The following is a 20,721-nucleotide window of genomic DNA, read 5'->3' on the forward strand; positions in this document are numbered from 1 at the left end:
GCCCACCCCCTGTTCACCAATCTAAAACTAGAAATAAACTTAAAAACGTTAAATACCGCTTACACGAGCAGGAGTTTAGAAAGCGTAAATCCGCCGATGAGGATGCTTGTCATGCCGGCAACTACGGTGGCCTTGGTGCTCTTGCCCACGCCCTCGGCACCGCTATGGGTAAAGAACCCGAAGAAGCAGGCGTAGCTTGCGATAAAGTAGCCGTAGAGTGTAGCCTTGATAAGGCCCACCACCAAATCCCAGTTGTGGTAGAACATGCGCACGCCGTAGAAGAACACCGACCACGAGACTTCCTTGTAGAGGTGGGCCACCTCGTAGCCGCCCGCGATGCCGATGAAGATGCTTATCACGGTAAGCGTCGGGAGCATGATGACTGTCGCGATAAGGCGCGGTGCAAGCAGAAACTTGTAGGGGCTTAACCCCAGAACCTTGTAGGCATCGAGCTGTTCTGTAACCGCCATGGTGCCAAGTTCCGAACACATGGAGGCACCAATGCGGCCAGCAAGTACCATCGCGGTCAAGATGGGGCAAAGTTCCACCATCACGGACTTGCCCACGGCCATGCCCACGAACATCATCGGGATCATGTCACCGAACTGATAGGCAAGCTGCCACGACATGATGGCGCCGGTAGCAAGCGACGCCGCAAACACCACGGGAATGCTGGTCACCCCAACGCGGTGCATCTGTTCCACCGTCGTGTGTAAATTAGAGAATGCCCCGGGAATATTCTTGAAGAGTTCCCACACGAACTTGAAGTAGCTCAGCACGGTCCGCAGGAACCTGCGAACAAACCGCCCGAGCGCCTCCGCAATGCCGTTCATCAACTTCACGCGCGAAGCCTACTTCTTTTTCTTGGATTTCTTAGAGTCGGCCTTCGCAGGGCGCTTGCCCGGGCCCGAAATCGTCTTCTTGTAGAGGGCGTCGTCGGAGAGATACTTGATAGCTTCCTTGAGCTGCTCGTCGCGCTTGAGCGAGAAGGCCGTGCTCACGGAATCATTCACCATCGCAGTCAGGAGTTCGCGCTTAATGCCGTCCTTGATGTAGTCCTTGTTCTCGTCAAACTGGGCATCTCGCTTTGCCTCGAGGGCCTTGCGCATATCCGAAAGACGCGCGGCGAGAGTCGTATCGGAAACCGTCTTCGCGCTGTCGCCCATGTAGTTCTGTTCGCGCACGATGCTCTTCTCGAGCTGGTCCACGCCCACGAGGGCATTGCTCTTTACCTTCATGAAAGTCGTATCCTTCATGCAGAATTCCTTGAACTGTGCATAGAGGGAATCCGGCACCACCCAGTCGGCATCGACCTTAACTCCGGCCTTGTCAAGCTGCGGGCGCACCTTCACGGCAAACTTGAAGTACATGGCCATGCGTTCCTGCACCTGCACCACCCACGGCATCGGAGAGAGTTCGATATCCACGTCGGGAGTGATGCCGCCACCGCCGAACATCATGCGTCCGTTGTTCGTGTAGAACGTATCGCGTGCGACGGTGTCCTTCTTTGCGGAATCCGCAGCGGCCTTGTCGCCATCGTCCTCGGATTCCTCTTCCATGAGCTTGAGCCCCTTGATGCCGTTTTCAGGCTTGTTGATGCAGCGGCCGAAGGGCAGGTAGTAGAATGCCGTCGTAAGCTTAAGCGCGTTCCCCTGGTTGTCGAGCGGGAAAATCGTCTGCACCGAGCCCTTGCCGAACGAGGTCTTGCCGATGACAAGCGCGCGGTCCCAGTCCTGGAGCGCACCGGAGACGATTTCTGCAGCGCTCGCGGAGCCCTGGTTCACAAGCACCACCATCGGGACATCGGGGGCAAGCATGCCGTCGCGGCGGGCGCGGCTCTCGGTCCGCTGCGTGCGGCCGAGCGTAGAGACAATCACGTTGCCCTGCTTGAGGAATAGTTCGCTAATCTCGATAGCCTGGTTCAAAAGGCCACCCGGATTGTAGCGCATGTCGAGCACGAGCTTCTTCATGCCCTGCTTCCTGAGGCCGCGGATGGCGTTTTCCACATCGCTCGTCGTCTTGTCGCTGAAGGTCGCGAGCTTGATGTAGCCGATATCCTTCGAAACCATTCCATAATAGGGAACGGCATGCACCACGATTTCGGCACGGGTAATCGTAAATTCCATCAAGTCGGCGACACCTTCGCGTTCGATGGAAACCGTCACGTCGGTCCCGATCTTGCCACGGAGCTTGCTCACGGCGTCGTCGAGCGAGAGGCCCTTGGTGTCCTTGCCGTCAATCTTTCGGATGCGGTCGCCGGCGCGGATGCCGAGCCTGAATGCCGGAGTCCCGGAAAGAGGGGAAATCACGGTCAAGATGTTGTCGCGCAGGCTGATGGTGATGCCCACGCCGCCGAACTTGCCTTCCATCGAGACCTTGAGGCCCTCGTAGTCCTTCGGGGTAAACACCGTCGTATGCGGGTCGAGGATGTCGCGGATGCCGTTCAGGGCGGCATCGGTCAGTTCCGTGGGGTTCACGTCCTCCACGTACTTGCGGTTCACCTCGGAAAGCACCTTGTTGAGGCGGGATACTTCATCGTAAAAGTCGCCGGGAGGCGTCTTCGTATCGCCCGCGGCAAAGGAGAACGTCATTGCCGAAAGGGCAAGCACAAATGGGATTCGGGAAAAATTGAAATTCATGACTGAAAAATACAATTTCTAGGCTAAAGAAACATGCCAAAAACGGGAAAAACCGGCCCAAAAGGACCGGTTTTTGAAAAAAAAGGAGAGAGAGTAGAAAAATCAGGCGGCTTCGTTCAAGATCCGATGAATTTGTTCAGTCTTGAGCTTGGCCAGTGCGGATTCCTTGAGCTGGCGAACCCTTTCCTTGGAAAGCCCGACCATCGGGGCGATTTCCTTGAGGTTCAAGTCGGAATCCACAGAAAAACCGTAGTAGAGCTTGAGGATGTCGCGTTCCTGCTTGGTGAGGTTCTCGCGCATCACCCTTTCGTAGATGTCGCCGCAGTTCTTGCGTTCGGCAAGGGCGTCGGTGCCGGCATCCACGGAAGCAAGCGTCTCGCCGAGGGTAACATCGCCATCTTCTCCGACGGGAGTATCGAGAGAGGTGGTCTTGGAACCCATCATGAGAATCTTCTCGATGGCGTCGCCCTTGTACTTGGACACTCCGGCGAGGCTTTCCGGGTCAAGCACGTAGCTGCCGCCCACGACCTGGCGGAGCTTGCCACCCTTCTTGTTGAAACGGCGGAGCACAAGTTCCTTTTCGGCGCTGATGCGGACCATGCGGCCCTTCTCGGCGATTGCGCGGGTGATGTTCTGGCGGACCCACCACACGGCGTAACTGATAAACTTGATTTTCTGGTCCGGGTCGAAACGGCGCGCGGCTTCCATAAGGCCGAGGTTCCCTTCGCTGATGAGTTCGCCCACTTCGATGCCCTGTCCCTTATAGAGATTCGCAATATTCACCACGAAGCGCAGGTTGGATTTAACCAGCATATCCATCGCCTCGCGGCTCCCCTGGCGGATCTTCTTGAGCAGCAGCGTTTCCTGCGCCCTGGTCAGCAGGGGATATTTCGAAATCTCGTTCAGGTACTGAAAGTAGCTATCCCTTTCTTCCCTATTGCGTGTATTCGTAATCATGATAAACCTCTGCTGTTGCGTGTTGTCATTTGCTTTACGTATACAAATTTACCTCCGATTTCCCTTTACTGTGTCATTATCGGGAAAGCCGTTCGCAAAAGTTAAATTGGTTTTTTGTCGCTTTTTTCCGCATTTTCGTCATGAAAATGTCACATACACCCTTCCAAAACGCATTTTTTGACTTAATTTTGGACGTATGACCATAAAAAGAACCGCAAAAGCCGTTACAAACTTCATCGAGACCAAGCGCGGGACGTTCGAAGGCATGCAGGAAGCAAGTTTCCGGCGTAGCGAGAAGATCATCAACGACCTCCTCCGCGAAGAAAAGAAGTCCTTCAACTACCCCATCCCCCCCTTCGTGCCGCTTCTCCTGATCTGGCTTTTCATTCTCCTGTTCCCGCTCGCCACCTACCTCGACCCCTCCAACATCACTTCGCCCAAGATCAACGCGAGGGGCGTCGTCGGATTCTACGTTCCCCTGATTACCACGACACTCATTTTCTTCATCAACCAGAAATTCCTGGTTCCCAGCTGCATTTTCAAAAAACACTACATCCCGTTCTTTATACACAACTCCCTGCTCGTCATCGGAGCCCTGTTTGTCCGCGAAGTCGCGTTCTTCCTCCTGGAACGGAGTCCCGACGAAGGCATAACCTACTTCTTTACCTCGTTCTGCTTTTCGAATATGAAGGGCGGCCACTTTACCTTCCTGACCGTCGTCCTGTTTTCTATCCTTGTGGGATTCGTCTGCATCATCAGCGTTCTATATAACGTTGTTCTAAGGCATACTTTGCGAAGCTTTTTGCAACGCGAACAAAAAAGCATGGCCCTGCAGTATGAACTGGATTTTCTCAAGAACCAGCTCAGCCCGCATTTCCTATTCAACACCCTGAACAACATCTCGGCACTCATCTCGATAGACCCGAAACGCGCCGAAGAAGCCATGTCAAAGCTTTCGAAACTGCTCCGCATCACACTCTACCAGACATCCGACAAGACCATCGCCATCCAGGAAGATATCGACATCCTGCAAAAATACGCGGACCTGGAAAAACTCAGGCTCAACAGCGATTACGACCTGAAATTCGACATCCAGCTCGAAGACAGCAATTTCCAGATTGCACCGCTCATCGCCATGCCCCTTGTGGAAAACGCCATCAAGCACAGCGTCAACCCCAGCGGCAAAAGCTTCGCGCACATTTTCATCCGGCAAGAGGGCACAATCGTCACCATCCAAACCGAGAACTCGAATTTCCCGCGCAAGTCCAAGTCCAATTCGAGCGGGCTCGGAATCGCTACGTTCCAGAAGCGCCTGGAACTTCTCTACAGGTCAGCTTACGAATACAAGACTTCCGTCGAGGGCGACGTCTACAAGGCGACACTAAAAATAAACACCCTGAATTCGCCTTTGAGCAGTAATTAATCACCCCTTAAGCAGCTTACAGATAAACTTTTTTTAAAGCATCCCTTTACACGGGTTGCTTTTTTATATAGCTTTCCCTGAACACGTCCGGGATTATCCTGGGCCTAGGCGATGCCCTCGAGGGCTATTCTTTAGATAAAATCACAACGGGGAATTCCTATGAATCATAGGAGTCTAAGGGGAATTGTAGCCGCGGGGCTTTTCTTGGCCATCGCGGGCAATGCCCAAATTTGCAACAGCACCGTCATCTTTGACGGTTCCAAGAACAACGGAAAAATGGAGGATTCCGGGCGCACGTTCCCGGAAGCTCCGGAATGGAGGGCGAACTGGGGAAATTTCGAAAAGATGGAATCACCCTACATGCGCCTTTCGGGAATAAAGAACTCGCGCGGGGACTGGACAGGGACACTCGTCTTTGAGGGACTTCCCGCAGACGTTCGCGGAGGAACGCTCAAAATAGACGTCCGTGCGACGCAGGCCGCAAAATTCGGCGTGTGGCTCGTAGAATCGGCAGGAGCCGGGAACATCTCTTTCCACAACATCGATGCAAACCGGACTCACGAACTAGCCGTCCCTATCGAGAACCTGCTCGGCAAAAGGGATGCCCGCGTGCATAAAATCGGCATCGGGCTTTTCGATGTTCCCGCAAACCAGTACACTACGCTGTTCGTAGACAATATCGAGTTCACCTGCGCCGGAGACGGTTCTGTATCCTCAAATTCCCAGGAAACAACCAACGGCACGCAGGCAAGCGCCACATACTACTTCAGGGACGTGGATCCGTTTACTGCATTCCGCCCCCACATCAACAACGAGATTCCCGTGCGCACGGCGCGCATGGCCATGGATGCCGCGACCCGCTCCGAATACAGAAAGCGGACAAACAAGCCGTTCATACTGGGCGAACAGGATTACCGCCAGATCGAGGCGTACAGGAACGCACGCGACCTTTCGCCCGAAAAATCCCGCGACGGCTGGTACAAGAGTCTCTTCCTCGTCGACAGGAACCGGCTCAGGGACAGCGTCATCGCGAATCCCAAGGCGTTGTTCGTCGAAGCGCAGAATATCGCCGCGGCAAACGGGAACAGGACCATTCCCCTGCTTGTTGCCGACATCGACTGTGCCGTCAGATACTACAGCGACACCAGTTTTTCCACGACCTCCCTCGAAGACCACCATCTGCTGCTTGCCGGGTTCCCGACCAGCTACGTGAAGGGTTCCAAGGTAAAAATTGCCTACGACCCCTATTTCGTCGCGACAACGCGCAGGGCGCTCCCGTCCATTGAAATCTGCATTGGCGGCAAATGCCAATCCATCGAGCGGAGTTCCGTCGCCGAATTCGAATTCGACTCGGCAGGGCCACAGCCTGTCACCGTAAACCTCCGTTCCGGAGACACAACCACGCAACAGATTCTCACGCTGGAGGTCAAGTAACATGAATCGACTGCTGAAATTCACCTCGGCCCTTGCGCTCTCGCTTTTCGCAAGTGCAAGCGCATCGCACCTGGACGCTTTCTTCATCAACACCGGCAACGAAAAGACGGATTGCATCTCGACCATGCCGACGGGCGGCTTCGGCTTCTGCATCGAAGCACAGGGCAAACTCAGCTTTACCGCACGTGATGCCGATGTCCGCATCCGCATTATCGGTGGCATCGACGACGACGCGGCGATTTTGAAGAAAGCGCTCAGCCGCCCATTCCTCATCATCGACGGAATCCACCTGAGCGTCGACGAGGAACGCACCCTGGACCAGCTCCAGCAAGAGACGGAACAGTTCGGCATCCCTAAAATCCTTACCGAACTGGGTTACACCCCTATCCTCGTACAGTTCTCACAGACCGTCCATACCTCGTTGCAGAAAAATTCGCAGACCTTTGCCGCCCTGCTCAAGTTCCTTGGAAATAACAAGGCCATCTCCTTCCCGAACAAGAAAGAAGACGGCTTCATCGTCCTCGGCATAAGCCAGGGAGGTATTATCGGGCGCTACGGATCCTACCTCTACGACACCTCGCGCAAGGCGGGCGATACACCCATCCGCCTCTACGCATCGCTCGATTCGCCCCACCAGGGAGCAGTGATGCCGCGCGGGCTCATCTCGACCATCGACTTCTGGGCGAACAAGGCGGGAGTCGCATCGGCAGAAGCGTTCAACGACCTCATCACCTCGCCGGGAGCACGGGACTTGCTGCTCTACGACACCGAGGCAGGGAACGGCACGTACGAAGCCAAGACGGACGCAGGGCGCTTCCTCTTCGGCGAATACCGCAAGGCCGCAAACTACAAGGGATTCCCGGCCATTCTCATCGCGCAGGGGCAACTGAAGGGAAAATCGCCTAAGCACGCGACAACCTATTTCGCCCTGAACCGTTCGGCAAAACGCGGCAGCGAGCCGTGGGGTCGCGCCTCCAGCCGCATGATGGCCTCCGAAAGCAAGGATTCCGCATTCTCGCACAACCACGTCTACGAATTCCTGTCGCAGGACGAGACCTCGACACCGAAAGGAAACGCAAAATTCGATTTCGTTCAGGGAAGCACATATCCCTTCGCAAGGACAATGTACACGTCGCTTCGCGAAGGCATGGAAGACGCCATCCCCGACGACATGAAATACGACATAAAGCTGTTCGGGGCTACACTCTACACCCTGAACTTCACGAACTCCTGGGAAGCGGACACTCTCTACCAAGGGAGCAGCACGTTCATCCCGACAGCGAGCGCCATGGATTTGCAGTGCAACGGGGACCTCGCCATGCGTTCCGACTGCGCATTCAGCAAGTCGTATTCGGGATTCCCCTTCGAGAATCCGGGAAAGAACTCTACGGCGAAAGCTGTCTATGCCGTGGATGCGACGCATCCACGGTTCGAGGAGGCGACCAGCGGCCGCCACATCGAACCCGCCGTCCGTTCGGACGGCAGCATAGACAGAGCCGTGCTGGAGGGAATGCAGGCAGATGTATGGCGTTTGCTTTGCGAAGTCGCCAAGGCAGACTACGACAGTGCAAACCACGAGTTCAGAAACATGAAACTCACCGGGATGTTCCAACCCCATACAAGCTGCATGGACGCTTCGAAAATGCCGGAAATCATCAAGAACGCGGGCGCATTACAGACAAAGAAGTTCGGGTTCATCCGCTACGACTACAACGACAAGGCAACCGAAAGCGACGATGAAGTCAAATTCACGCTTCCCTCCGGTTGGCAAAAAGTCGCAACCGTCGATAACGCCAACGACGTTCCCGAGGGCTCCGTATTTGAAATAGGCATCAAGGCGGAAAATTCCAAGGGCAACTGGATGAAGGCGGAAATCCTGCTGACCAAGCGCAAGGACGGCGGCGCACAGGTCCAGCTCGAAGAAGTGAATGTCCCGCAGGACGGTCAGTTCCACACTCTCCGCTGGCAGATGCCGAGCGTTCCCGGCGCCATGTCCAATTACCGCTGGTTCCGGCTCGTACTCAACTCCAACGGAGCGACGATGACCCTCACCAAGCCGAGGCTCATCACCTCGACCGTCGCAAATCTCGAAAAGCCATCCCCCATCGCGACAAGGACGCTTTTCCCCTCCAATTACGGAATCGTAAAATGGAGCCCGACGACCTCCATCACCTACAACGACAAGGCCGCCGCGTTCAGTTTCGCGGAACGCTATTCCGGAATCCACCTCGACTTCGGCGGGACATATTCCCTCGATGCCTACAGCGAACTGAAAGTAGAATACCGCGCCGGCACCTGCCTGCACAGCGAAATCTACTTCGGGACCGCCTCGAAGGGGAAAGTAAACCTCGGAAGCAACAATAGTTTGCAAAATGAATTTGTAAGCAAAATTTTACCCTTATCACAAATAGTCAATACGTCCGTAACCGCAAGCAACGGCTATTCCGCGTCACGCTTGACCTTGCAAGCGATGCGCGCAAACGAGACCTGCGAAATACGTTCAATTACGCTCCAGTAACGGCTATTGACACACATCCTCAATTAACATAACTTTTAGCAAACACATATGTACTACGCCGGGGGCGACCCCGGCCAAGGGATGTTACAATGAGAACAAACAAGACATTTAAGAAGTCGATTATCAGCGCGACCGGCAAACTCGCAGCAGGCATCGCCGCGGCCTTCGCACTGACCGGCTGCCTTCCGCCCCAGATGCAATCGATGGGTTCGGCGCCGCTTCCCGCTTACCACCAGCCGAAATCCACTCCGGATGGCGAAAAGCAGATTACCCTTTCTGCCGACGCCTACGGGACCTTCGCGGCTTCCGGATTCAACGTGGAGCAGGTGAACGCGGGCGGCGGAGCGCTCAGCCTCGAATTCCACCCCACAGGGACAATTTCCCCGCTGTTCGTAAACGCAAGTGTCGCGGGCATCGCGGGTACGCTCCAGTTCGGGTGCAACGACCTCCCCTGCAGCGATGACGGTTACAACGTCTGGCTCGCTTCCAAGGATGGCGACAAGGACTACACATTCTGGAACCTGCAGGAACGCATTGTCAGCGGCGTCGAGTTCAACATCGGGTCTCACCTGTTCCTCGGAACCGCGGGCGGCTTCCAGTTCTACCAGGGCGGCGGCGATTACGAAAGCAAGCGCGAATTCCTAGAAAAGCGGAACCTCGTCGAAAACATGGACGAACGATTCGGCTGGAGGCCCACCGCCTCCCTGTGGGTCGGGCCGCGTCTCGGCGAAAGCGCAGGCTCGCTCGCCATCGAATACGGGATCAACTTCGCGAAAAAGGTGAAGGAATGGAACTCGACGCTCGGAATCTCGTATTTCCACCCGAGCGGATTCCACGGCACCGTCTACACGAACACCAACACCTCCTTCGCGGTATCGCTCGGGAAGTCGTTTTCGCTCTAGAGTCGCTCCTACAAAACAAAAAAACTGCATGGTTTGTGCCGTGCAGTTTTTTCATATCTTCAAGTCAATTACTTCATCTTGATTTTCATCTCGAAGACCTGGCGGCCTTCGTCGTCCTCGATCTTCATGTAGGTCGCGCCCATCTTGTCGGCGCGGAAAATCTTGACTTCCTGACCCTCGTGCGTCTCGCCCATAAAGTGCACCTCGAGCATCGAAGGAATGCAGAGTTCCAGATCTTCCGAAGAGAACACGTTCAATGCAAGTTTCACGTACTCGATGTTGTTCATGTGGTGCGACATGTCGATATGCTGGGGCAGCACCTTCTGGCGGTAAACCTCCACATATTCTGCGGGTTCCACCGGGAACTTCGTGAACTTGTTGTCCATGAACGGCTCCGGGGCGCCTTCCGTCGGGAAATCGACCGCAGAAAGTTTCACGGGGCGGTGGCGCTGCAAATCCAGGCAGCAGGCCTCCTGCACGGCAAGGATAATCGGTTCGCCTTCCAGCGTGGTAATGGCCGTATTCTCGTATGTGCGGATAGGCGCGTTATCGGCGGGGAACGACGTGGTAACCACCTTGTCGCGCCAGAACGGGCGCTGGAAAAACTTGAATTTTGCCTTATAGATAACCCAGTAAGCGCCCTTCTCGTGAACGCAGAAGTTGTCCTGCTTGATGGAGCCGAAATTCTCGGTGAAGTTGTCCTGCACCATGAGCACCGTCTGCGCGATACCCATCTTGCCCGAGACGTCGATGTATGCCGAGGTAATGGTGCGCTGTTTCTGGAAAACCAGCGGATTCTTTGCAAGTGCGTAAATGTCAATCATGCTTTCAATATAATAAAAAAGGGACCGCCGGGGCAGTCCTAATAAATTAGTTTCCGAAAATCCAGCTAGATTTTCTTGAGCACGAGCAGGTGGCCGGGGGCCTTCGCGGGGTCAAGACGCACGAAGTTCCTGTTGCCGCGCCATACGAAGCTCTCGTCGGTAATCAGGTCCTTCAAGAAGAAGAACGAATCCTGCGAAAGCCCGAGTTTTGCCATGTCGAGTTCCACCATGCCTTCCTGCGCGTTGTCCATGTCCATGTTGCATACGCACAAGATAACGTCATCGCCGGTCTTCTTGGAATAAACCATCAGCTGGTCGTTGGCGCAGTAGTGGAAGTCGAGGTTGTCGTATTCCTGCAGGGCAACGTGTTCCTGGCGGGCGGTATTCACGCGGCGCACAAAGTCCTGGATGCCGGGGCCCTTCCAGTTGTGGACCTTGTACTGGTACTTTTCGCTGTCGGCAAGTTCTTCCTTGACCGGCGAGGGAATGTTTTCGCACAGCTCGTAGCCGTTGTACATGCCGGTGAGGCTAGAAAGCGTGCCCGCGAGGAAGTAGCGCTGCTTGAACGCGTTCGGGCCCTTGTACGCAAGGTACTTCGGGAAAATATCCGGAGTCGTCGGGAAGAAGATTCCGCGCATGTATTCCTTCGCATCGCTCTGCGTGAGTTCCTTGAGGTACTGCTCGAATTCCCACTTGGCAGAGCGCCAGGCGAAATACGTGTAGCTCATGTCGAAGCCCGACTTTGCAAGGCGGTGCATCATCTTCGGGCGGGTGAAGGCTTCGGCAAGGAATACGAGTTCCGGGCGCTTTTCCTTCACGTCGGCGATGAGCCATTCCCAGAACGGGAACGGCTTGGTGTGCGGGTTGTCGATACGGAAAATCTCGACGCCCTTGTCGGCCCAGAACAAGATAATGTTCTCGATTTCTTGCCAGAGCGCCTTGTAGTTGTCGTTGTAGTAGTCGAACGGGTAGATGTCCTCGTACTTCTTGGGCGGGTTTTCCGCAAACTTGATGCTGCCATCGGGTTCGTGGTAGAACCATTCCGGGTGGCTCTTCACGTACGGGTGGTCGGGGCTGCAGTTGAGCGCGATGTCGAGAGCGAGGCGCAGCCCCTTGCTGCGGGCGGCCTTCGCAAAATGCTCGAAGTCCTTCATGCTGCCGAGTTCCGGGTCCACGTCGTAGTGGCCGCCGTTCTTGTTACCCACGGCATACGGGCATCCCGGCTCGAGCGGCTTGCCCTTCTTGTCGGTCTTCGCGTGCAGCGCGTTGTTCGCACCCTTGCGGTTCGTGACGCCAATCGGGTGAATAGGAACTAGATAAACGGTATCGAACCCGAGGTCGGCGATGTAGTCAAGTTGCTTTTCGCAATCCTTCCAGGTGGCGCTCTTCTTGGGGTCGGTGCCCTGGCTCTTGGGCCACATCTCGTACCACGTACCGATGCGGCTGTAGGTCGGGTCAACGCGGAGCATCATCACCGGGCTTTCGGTCGGCACGTCCTTCGGGGCGATTGTCCACGCGCAAATCTTGTATTCGTAGTAGCCGATGTTGTTGACCGTGAAGGAGCCTTCCCACTGGTCGTTGTCCACGAAGTGCATGGGAGCCTTCTCCCACTTCTTCTTGCTCACGTGGCGGTAGAAAATCGCGGCGTCGTACTTTTCGTGACTGTGGCGGAAAATGTCCGCGGTGAGCGTGACGGTATCGCCCGGTTCACGCTTGAGCATAAAACGCCCACCTTCGATCTGGGGGCGGATGTTTTCAATGACGAGATTGTCTTTACGTGTAGGGATTGTAGCCATAGTGAGTAGAAAGTTAGCAATAAAAAAGGGCCGCGAATGCAGGCCCTTCGAAATAATCAAAATCAAGTCGCAATTACTTGGAGCGGTTGCGTTCCTTCTCGCGCTGACGGCGGCGCTTTTCGGTATCGTCCGGGAAGAATTCCGGGAGGGCGTAGCCGATGGCAATACCGAACACGATTCCAGTCTTGCTCATGCCGTCCGGGTTAACCACGGAAGAAATGACGTTCGAGCTGAACTCGGACTGGTAACGAAGGCTCGGGTTCTCTTCCGGAGTCGTCGTGCCGAGAGCCGGCGCGTAATACATACCCACGGAGAACTGCAGGTAGTACCACTCATTTGTCATGTACGAGATGAGAAGGTCGAACTGATAACCGTTGACCGTGATAAGCGGACGAACGTTCTCTTCGTTCGGTTCCACGTTGTGGTCGAAGTAAACCGTGCCATAGGACACAGACACGCCCAAGTGGAGCGGGTTCTTCGGGAACAGGTAGTAGTTGATACCCACCTTGTAACCGTAGCCGCCTTCCAGCTGGATGCCTTCGAAGTCATTGTCATCGCCCTTGGGGAGCATACCGCCAGAGGCATAAAGGCCGACACCCCAACGCGTAATGTATTCGGCACCGATACCGAAGCCCATGCCCATACCGGTTTCACCCATGATCGGATAGCGGGAACCCATACCAATCTGGAAAATCAGACGGTCCTTGAGCCAGTTACGACGGCGTTCGGAGTTTGCATATTCATCGAGGCGCTGTTCTTCTTCGAACTTCTTGCGGGCTTCAAGGTCCTTCTGTTGAGAAGACGAAATGGAACTTCCGCCATCGGCCTCTTCAAACTCGCTATCGTCATCAGACGTCGCAGCACGGGCAGCCGGAGCCTCGGAAGCGGATTCGAAGTCACTATCGTCAAATTCGTCATCATCCTGCGCAGCCCACGCAAGGAAGCTGGACAGACACAGCGTCAAAAGCACTTTTTTAAACATTCAAAGCCTCTGGATATAAAATCCCTTTATATATCTCTTTCGGAATATAACTTATTATCCGGTTTTTATTCACGCCAAACCTTGTAAAAGTTGCTTAAACTTGCAGAAAATCGACCAAAAACGCCCCTATTCCGCCTTGATGAGCTTCGCCTTGATGCTCCCGAGGGCGATTTCGCACTCCATGAGCACCGGAATCCGGCGGTCGTCGTCCGTGAGCCAGATGAAGATGCGGCCATTGGAATTGAAGATGCCGTCACCGTCGAGCACCGGTTCCACCTTGACCGTGTTCACCGTGCCGATGGATGTCTTGAGCGACTCGCGCCCGTGGACCAGCACCTTCAGTTCGTAACGCTTCTTGCCGCTCACGGCAGAGAAACGCGTCGTGTCGCCGGCGGCAAGCGGGATCGTCCGCACGTAGTAGAACGCCGACATGATGCTGTGTTCCATACCCTGGATAGCGACCGCGGTATCGGCGGAGCGCTTGACCTTGCGAGTCTTCATGTCGGTAAACACCGTATCCGAGAGCCACGCCTTCTCGCCCTTGCGGTCAAAGCGAATGACGGAAGTGTTGTGGAACTTGCCCTCGTGGAGGTTCTTGCGGAAGACCTCCGTCATGAGTCCCTTGTTGCGCACGCGGGTATAGACCGTATCGTACACAGGGTAGATACGCGTGATGGTGCTGTTGCCCTGCGCGAACGAGAGAAACTCCGTCTTGCCTCCGGGGAGCGGCTTGACCTCGAGGGTCGCCGTGCCCGCGGTAATCGGGCCCCAACCGAGACTGAAGGTCAAACGTTCGCCCTTCATCCACGGGGCCTGGACCTCCGGCAGGTTCGGTTCGCCGGCGAAACAGAATACGACAAGGAACATCGCAAGCGCGACAATCCTTGCACAGGGCATGACGTTCCTCCTAAACATCACGCAGACTAACCTTCGATATCCCCGAGGCTCTTGCGGTAGGCGACGAGCTTTTCGCGAACTGCAGGGTCTGCGATGGCGACGATGTGGGCGGCGAGGTAACCGGCATTCTTGCCGTTGCCGATGCCGACCGTGGCCACCGGGATTCCCGGGGGCATCTGCACGATAGAGTGCAGGGCATCGACGCCGTTCAGCGGGCCGCCGGCGCAGGGCAGTCCAATTACCGGAAGAATCGTGTGCCCTGCGAGCACGCCCGGGAGGGCTGCAGCGAGGCCAGCGACACCGATGAGGACCTGGAGGCCTCGCCCGGCGGCTTCGCGAGCATACTTCGCGGTGGCGTTCGGGGTGCGGTGCGCGGAGAGAATGTTGAATTCCCACACGATGCCGAAGCTGTCGAGCACGGCGGTGATTTTATCTACAGTTTCCTGGTCGGACTTGCTACCCGCAACGATACCGACCTTTGCATTTTCTTTCAAATCCATTTTGTTACCTCTTATTTTGCCATCTTTGCGAGACGGGCCAAGCCCTTCTTGCCGATGTCCTTGCGGTAGAACTTGCCTTCGAACTGAACCTTTTCGGCGGCTTCGTAAGCGATGTCGAGAGCAGCCTGGAGCGTTTCGCCATGGCCCACCACGCCGAACACGCGGCCACCGTTAGTGACCAGCTTGCCGTCCACCATCTTGGTACCGGCATGGAGCACCTGGGCGCCGTTCTTTTCGGCTTCTTCGATACCCGTCACCACCTTGCCCTTTTCGTAAGAGCCCGGATAACCGGCGCTGGCAAGCACGACGATAGCGGAGCTGCCCTTCGGAGCCTTCGGGGCACCGAGCTTGGCGAGTTCGCCCTTTTCGGCAGCGTCGAACAAGGCGAGCACGTCGCCGTCATAGAGCGGGAGCACAATCTGGCATTCGGGGTCACCGAGGCGGCAGTTGTATTCCACGACCTTCGGGCCCTTCGCAGTCACCATGATGCCCACGTAGAGCACGCCCGTGTAGGGCTTGCCTTCGGCGGCCATGCCCTTGAGGGTCGGTTCGATAATCGTCTTCTTCACTTCGTCGAGGAGGGCATCCGTGACTACCGGAGCCGGGCTGTAAGCGCCCATGCCACCCGTGTTCGGTCCCTTGTCGTCGTCAAAGACGCGCTTGTGGTCCTGTGCAGAAGAGAGAATCACGTAGTCCTTGCCGTCGCAAACCACGAAGATGGAGGCTTCTTCGCCGTCCATGAATTCTTCAATCACGACCGTCTTGCCGGATTCACCGAAGACCGCCTTGTCGCCGAGCATTTCTTCGACAGCATCGTTCGCTTCCTTGTCCGTCATGCAGACGATAGCGCCTTTGCCCGCAGCGAGGCCCGACGCCTTCACCACAATCGGAGCCGGGTGCTCGGCGAGGAACTTCTTGGCGGAGGCGAGATCGGTGAAGGTCTCGAAGGCTGCCGTCGGCACGCCATACTTCTTCATGATATCCTTGCTGAAGGCCTTGGAGCCTTCGAGCGCGGCAGCAGCCGCAGTCGGGCCGAAAGCGCGCAGCCCGCGAGCGCGGAATTCATCCACCACGCCCGCGACCAGCGGAATTTCGGGGCCGATAATCGCGAGGTCAATACGCTCTGCTACGGCGAGGTCGGCGATTGCCTTGGGATCGGCCACATCGACCGGCACGCACTTGCCGAGGTTTGCCATGCCCGGGTTGCCCGGAGCGCACACGAGAGTGTCGCACAGCGGCGACTTCTTGACTGCAAGAGCGATGGCATGTTCGCGACCACCGCTACCAACGACGAGAATATTCATAAGCGAATCCTTATACTTGTACGGGGGATAATGTAGAAAAATGCGGGGAGCGAGAAAAAAGCTCTCATGCGACAAGCACGCAATTTGAGCTGTTCGGAATTTCCGAACAGTTGACGAGACTAAATTTTTTCCAGTTCGTCTCTCATGGCGGGGCGATTCTTGAACCGCGACAGCCAAGATATTTTCAGCCGGTTGACTTCCGGGAGGCCACCTTCGTACTTGAGCAGTTCGCCCGCGTCGCGGTAAGCGATAAGCCCACCGTCGCGATACCTGCGGACGATGCTGTCGAACTGGGCGGTAAGATCTTCAAGTTTTAGCGGTTGCATTTTTCACTTTCCAGTATCCGTTTTTTCTTGCTCCGATTCTTTCTATCAGCTTTCTCTCCTTCAAATGAGCGAATATACGTTCAGCTTGTCTTAAACTAATCGAGATTTTTTCGGATACCTCTACTGCGGATATATGGGAATTCTCGACAATCAGCCCAATTACCTTTTGCTCATTTATACCGACATTTATACCGACATTTATACCGACATCCCCCCCCTCAGTCGCCTCATTTTCGCTAATCAGGGCACTTTTCAAAGCACTAAAATGAATTCGCAACCCATTTCCAACGATCTCGTACTTGGGCAAGTCTGCACCAAGTTCCCTGCACGCATCGCAAATTTTTTCGATGCCACGACCCCAGTTTTCAATATACCCCGCACGGTAGAACACGTTGGCGATATCGGGATTGTAGGGAATGGAATCATGCGGGTTCATCAACGTTTCCGCAGTCCACCCATCCGGTAAAACGCATCGGTTGCTTACGATGATGGATTCGTTTTCCACCCGTATCTGAACGGGGCTACCGAACATATAGCAGTTATGAACAATTGCGTTATACACAGCCTCGCGAATCGCGTTGCGTGCATAAGGATATGTTTCCACACGACGGTCGTGTTCGTAGGTAATTTTCGCCTTCCATAAGATGGAGCTTTTTCAACAAGTCCTCATTGGGAATATCCAAGTCTTCTTGCCTCATGCGATTACTTCTAAGAGCCTCGCGTCTAAAAATCTTGAAACTTTCATCATCCAAGTCTTCAACGCGAATATCTTCGACAACAGCGTCTTCCCAACGGACTCCAGTTTTCTTCGCAATGAATTCCGTAAGAGCAATGCCCGTCAGTTGCTGTTTGGTGGCTCCGCTTCTGTAATGAAATTCCCCGCGATAACTTACAGGGAAAGAACTCGGAACAACGATTATTTCAATATATTCCAAGCCATCTTTTTCTTTCTTGTTTACTTCGGTGACAATACCGAGACTTGTTTGAATTTTGTTGGGAATATCTTCCAAGAGTCTTTTTATGTTCGAGACCCCGCAGACATAGCCGTTGTCATCCACGCCAATATACAGCTTGCCGCCCTGGGCATTGGCAAACCCACAAATCCACTTGAGGTATTCGTCTCTCCATGACGACTTGTATTCTATGCTCTGGCTCTCTGACATAAACGACCTCAATATTCTTATCATGTCAAATATAACTCCATCCACTTGACACAAAGTGACAAAATGAGATTTTTCTCAACAGCGTAACAGCCACTTACGCAAGCGTATAATAATCAAGAATCAGGTCAACCGCACTTGCGTCCTTGAGGATTCGGTTTTCGAAGTGTATTCGTCTGCTTCTTATTTGATCCTTCGCCCAATTTTCTTTCTGTTTATATTCCTGTTGACGCATAATACTATTCTTAAAAGGCTGGTATTGAACTTCTATCTCGGGCATTGGCTCGGGTTCGTTTCTTTTTTCAAAATCCTTGAGATCCAGATACGACGAAATCCATAGACGGTTCTGAGAAGATAAGCCCATGGCCGTTGCATAGACTTTTGCGTTTCGAATAATCTCAGCACCACGAGGAATCCCTATAGATTCCAGATTATCCAGAATATAAGAGAATCCCATAAAATAGACTCGCTCCGCATTTTTCAGGAATCCTTGATACTTTTCTTTTTCGGATTCATCGCGATTCTGGCGCTTTTAACAGTTCTGCGACATTGGTCACATCGTCTAAAAAACGCCATTTTTCGTCTAAACCTCGTCTAAATTTCATCGGTTTAGACATCATTTTTTCAACGAGTACGTCCTATTCTTGTTTGCCCCGTTGGAGACAATTTTGCCTTCTTCAACAAGTTCTGTTATGTAGTCCTTAGTTCGAGAAATCTTCAAGCCTATAACATCAGCAATTTCTCGTGAGCGGGCTTCTTCGTGTTCAGCAAGGTATTCGACAATCTTTTCCTTGAAATTTATCGCCGATTTATCGCCGATTTTTGAATTTATCGCCGATTTATCGCCGATTTTCGAATTTATCGCCGATTTATCGCCGATTTTCGAATTCATCGCCACTTTTTCGTCGTTATTGTGGCGATAAAAGTTCACTCGGAACATGTCCCCGATTTCGGTGAATTCGGGGCGAGCCACGCCATATTCCTGGCACATCGTATTAATCCGCTGGAAACCGGAGCCCCATCCTTCTAGAACGTGAACCTTTTCCAAAGTGCGGGCAAGAGTCTTGTTACGGATAGACGAGCGACCGCTCAAGGCCTCTTCAAGAGTTAGCGTTCCATAAAGAGTACCCGGCGAAGATATTTCCACGCGGTCATCATATACAGCCACCTGCACGCTGGAATTCATTTGATAATTCCGGTGAATTGCGGCATTGATTATTAGCTCTCGAATAGCTTTCGGCGGGAGTTCGTACTTTTCATCATGAACCACTCCGTTTATTTCGATAGCCATATTCAGGTGGTTGAGAACGAACTTGTAAGCATCGTCAATTTGCTTGCAGAGCGGGCCATTATAATCCTTTTTATCTAGAAAGTCAGCTCGCATAGTTCCACGGAACCGGGCACACTGAATTCGCGAAGTATATTCATGCTTGCCCAAGAGAATAGCCAGAGCATTCGTCGCCTTGTCGTGCGAGCGACCTGTCAGAAGATGTAAGTTTTCTAAATCCGCTTTTGTAATTTTACGCTTGGCCCTTTTTGAAAAGTCCTTGCAAAGAAATGCTATATCGGCATCGGTCACCTTGAGCGAACGATACGGGAGTCCATCGTAAGAAACATTTCTCCCGCGATTTTCAAGTTCCGAAAGTGCCGCCAAATCAGCGTTACGAGTAGTGGCACCAAGGCGGATATACGTTCCGTTTTCTTTCCCCTGTGATTTTATATAATATGGCGTTGCCATTCCAGGGAAAACCTGCACAATCAGGAGCTGCGCCCCCTCGACAATTTCCGCCGTAATGTCGAACATTATTTGCGGTTCGCACATCTTTCATCAAAACTTTTTACACACAAAAAAAACATATATTTAAAACATTGCAAACATGAATCATTAATATAGTTTCAGCTAGTATAAAAATTCAAACTTTTCTAAAGAAAACTAATATGAATAAAATTTTATACAAATATCGTTCTGACAATGAAAATACTGAAAAAATTTTTAAAAATAAAAAGGTTTGGTTGCCTTCAGCACAGACTTTGAATGATGTATTTGAATGTGAAATGCAACCGATTAGAGAATCTTTCTACAAAAAAGTTTTGGAATTTAATCAGCAAAGCAAAATTGTCCCAATAATAATAGGCATACAAAGAGCCACACGATCTGGTCAAAAACACTTTATGGGATGTCCAATTAAAGAAGCTAATCGTTTTCTAGATAAACTTATTTTAGCAGGGAATTTAGACAATGCCGAAAAGATGGTCCGCGATTTCGTTTTCAAAACGACTGGAACAAAATTAACTGATATTAGAAATTTGCTAGACAATTTGCAATCAAAAATAAAAAGAACCGGAATTTTTAGTTTGACTGAAGATTGTGATAATGAGTTGATGTGGGCTCATTATGGAGATTCTTCAAAAGGTCTTGCTTTGGGATTCGAATCTGCCGATGGATCAAAATTACTCAATTCTAAGAGATGTATTAAAGTTGAATACTCTAATGAAATGCCTGATTTTTCTGATATGAATTTTATGGTAGAAATGGATATGAATTTTGGAGGCATAAATAAGACGAAATTGTCGTTTGATGATCCTACTTTTAGGAGAATTATTTCAAATAAAACTCTTAATTGGGATTACGAAAAGGAATGGCGATATGTTGAGGAAGAATCTGGCGAATACGATTTCCCGGGTCCTTTGGTTGAAATAGTTTTTGGATGCCGTTGTCAACCTGAAGTTCGCCAAAAGTATATAAATTACGTTAGAGAAATCGGTTGGAACAATGTAAAATTTTTTGAAATAAAACTTGCAGCAAATGTAAAAAAAATGGAAAAGATACCATTAAACGAATCACTGTAAATATTATCATCTTTTATGAAAAAACGCCAAAGAAATCTTTGGCGTTTTTCTTTTATAAACAGAAGATATTCCAATCAAAATTCCAATGGATAAAACCATTGGTTCATCTTAGCCAATCATCCTTTTATATAAGTTTTCAAAATAAGTTGGATACTGACTTAAAATATTTAAAATTTCCATTTCGTTTGCAATTAAAGCCACTTTTGCCG

General features: G+C 52.6%; 19 protein-coding genes. 5 read left to right on the forward strand and 14 right to left on the reverse strand.

The genetic code is table 11. The annotated features are described in order from the left end of the window. Nucleotides 1-59: 59 nt before the first annotated feature. The 3 genes from B2952_RS02450 to B2952_RS02460 form a co-directional block, all read right to left on the reverse strand. The gene (locus B2952_RS02450; RefSeq protein WP_173381421.1) at nucleotides 60-833 is read right to left on the reverse strand and encodes an MlaE family ABC transporter permease; all 774 of its coding nucleotides are present in this window, start codon (nucleotides 831-833) and stop codon (nucleotides 60-62) included. 18 nt (nucleotides 834-851) lie between these two features. Next, complete coding sequence (locus tag B2952_RS02455) at nucleotides 852-2,639, reverse strand: S41 family peptidase (RefSeq protein ID WP_173381408.1); 1,788 nt, start codon at nucleotides 2,637-2,639, stop codon at nucleotides 852-854. Between the two features lie 102 nt (nucleotides 2,640-2,741). After that, nucleotides 2,742-3,596 (reverse strand): sigma-70 family RNA polymerase sigma factor, encoded by an 855-nt coding sequence (locus B2952_RS02460; RefSeq protein WP_173365682.1) that lies wholly within the window; start codon nucleotides 3,594-3,596, stop codon nucleotides 2,742-2,744. A 196-nt stretch (nucleotides 3,597-3,792) separates the two neighbouring features. Between B2952_RS02460 and B2952_RS02465 the strand changes: the two genes are divergently transcribed. The 4 genes from B2952_RS02465 to B2952_RS02480 all read left to right on the forward strand — a co-directional run bounded on the left by B2952_RS02465 (nucleotide 3,793) and on the right by B2952_RS02480 (nucleotide 9,873). After that, nucleotides 3,793-5,019 carry a sensor histidine kinase gene (locus B2952_RS02465; protein WP_290730636.1) on the forward strand — a complete coding sequence of 409 codons (1,227 nt, stop codon included), beginning with the start codon at nucleotides 3,793-3,795 and terminating at the stop codon, nucleotides 5,017-5,019. Between the two features lie 159 nt (nucleotides 5,020-5,178). Then, a complete protein-coding gene (locus B2952_RS02470; RefSeq protein ID WP_290735152.1) occupies nucleotides 5,179-6,453 on the forward strand; it encodes a hypothetical protein in 1,275 nt (424 codons plus the stop codon). 1 nt (nucleotide 6,454) lies between these two features. Next, entirely contained in the window at nucleotides 6,455-8,971 is a 2,517-nt protein-coding gene (locus tag B2952_RS02475; RefSeq protein WP_290735155.1) for a hypothetical protein, read from the forward strand. Nucleotides 8,972-9,060: 89 nt separating this feature from the next. Next, on the forward strand, nucleotides 9,061-9,873 hold the full coding sequence (locus B2952_RS02480) for a hypothetical protein (protein WP_290735159.1): 813 nt from the start codon (nucleotides 9,061-9,063) through the stop codon (nucleotides 9,871-9,873). Between the two features lie 68 nt (nucleotides 9,874-9,941). On the opposite strand, the gene B2952_RS02485 is transcribed toward B2952_RS02480, so the two are convergent. The 11 genes from B2952_RS02485 to B2952_RS02535 form a co-directional block, all read right to left on the reverse strand. Further along, on the reverse strand, nucleotides 9,942-10,697 hold the full coding sequence (locus tag B2952_RS02485; protein WP_290735162.1) for an acyl-[acyl-carrier-protein] thioesterase: 756 nt from the start codon (nucleotides 10,695-10,697) through the stop codon (nucleotides 9,942-9,944). A gap of 65 nt (nucleotides 10,698-10,762) precedes the next feature. Continuing rightward, nucleotides 10,763-12,493, reverse strand: a complete 1,731-nt coding sequence (locus tag B2952_RS02490) for a maltotransferase domain-containing protein (protein WP_290735164.1) — start codon at nucleotides 12,491-12,493, stop codon at nucleotides 10,763-10,765. A 73-nt stretch (nucleotides 12,494-12,566) separates the two neighbouring features. Next, the gene (locus B2952_RS02495) at nucleotides 12,567-13,475 is read right to left on the reverse strand and encodes a hypothetical protein (RefSeq protein WP_173366944.1); all 909 of its coding nucleotides are present in this window, start codon (nucleotides 13,473-13,475) and stop codon (nucleotides 12,567-12,569) included. A 126-nt stretch (nucleotides 13,476-13,601) separates the two neighbouring features. Beyond that, nucleotides 13,602-14,372 (reverse strand): DUF3108 domain-containing protein, encoded by a 771-nt coding sequence (locus tag B2952_RS02500; RefSeq protein ID WP_290730652.1) that lies wholly within the window; start codon nucleotides 14,370-14,372, stop codon nucleotides 13,602-13,604. Between the two features lie 26 nt (nucleotides 14,373-14,398). After that, nucleotides 14,399-14,872 carry a 5-(carboxyamino)imidazole ribonucleotide mutase gene (gene purE / locus B2952_RS02505; protein ID WP_073116370.1) on the reverse strand — a complete coding sequence of 158 codons (474 nt, stop codon included), beginning with the start codon at nucleotides 14,870-14,872 and terminating at the stop codon, nucleotides 14,399-14,401. Nucleotides 14,873-14,883: 11 nt separating this feature from the next. Further along, complete coding sequence (purD, locus tag B2952_RS02510; protein WP_290735168.1) at nucleotides 14,884-16,176, reverse strand: phosphoribosylamine--glycine ligase; 1,293 nt, start codon at nucleotides 16,174-16,176, stop codon at nucleotides 14,884-14,886. Nucleotides 16,177-16,295: 119 nt separating this feature from the next. Next, complete coding sequence (locus tag B2952_RS02515) at nucleotides 16,296-16,502, reverse strand: hypothetical protein (RefSeq protein ID WP_290735171.1); 207 nt, start codon at nucleotides 16,500-16,502, stop codon at nucleotides 16,296-16,298. Continuing rightward, on the reverse strand, nucleotides 16,483-17,034 hold the full coding sequence (locus B2952_RS02520) for an ATP-binding protein (protein ID WP_290735185.1): 552 nt from the start codon (nucleotides 17,032-17,034) through the stop codon (nucleotides 16,483-16,485). Before B2952_RS02520 ends, B2952_RS02515 begins: the two co-directional genes overlap by 20 nt. A gap of 22 nt (nucleotides 17,035-17,056) precedes the next feature. Then, nucleotides 17,057-17,665 carry a helix-turn-helix domain-containing protein gene (locus B2952_RS02525; protein ID WP_290735174.1) on the reverse strand — a complete coding sequence of 203 codons (609 nt, stop codon included), beginning with the start codon at nucleotides 17,663-17,665 and terminating at the stop codon, nucleotides 17,057-17,059. A gap of 94 nt (nucleotides 17,666-17,759) precedes the next feature. Continuing rightward, nucleotides 17,760-18,119, reverse strand: a complete 360-nt coding sequence (locus tag B2952_RS02530) for a hypothetical protein (RefSeq protein WP_290735176.1) — start codon at nucleotides 18,117-18,119, stop codon at nucleotides 17,760-17,762. 159 nt (nucleotides 18,120-18,278) lie between these two features. Beyond that, nucleotides 18,279-19,466: an ATP-binding protein gene (locus tag B2952_RS02535; protein WP_290735179.1), complete on the reverse strand. Its 1,188-nt coding sequence runs from the start codon at nucleotides 19,464-19,466 to the stop codon at nucleotides 18,279-18,281. 134 nt (nucleotides 19,467-19,600) lie between these two features. Between B2952_RS02535 and B2952_RS02540 the strand changes: the two genes are divergently transcribed. Further along, nucleotides 19,601-20,512 (forward strand): DUF2971 domain-containing protein, encoded by a 912-nt coding sequence (locus B2952_RS02540; protein WP_290735182.1) that lies wholly within the window; start codon nucleotides 19,601-19,603, stop codon nucleotides 20,510-20,512. The last annotated feature ends 209 nt before the right edge of the window (nucleotides 20,513-20,721 follow it).

This window comes from Fibrobacter sp. UBA7003 (assembly GCA_002449765.1).
Taxonomy (GTDB): Bacteria; Fibrobacterota; Fibrobacteria; order Fibrobacterales; family Fibrobacteraceae; genus Fibrobacter.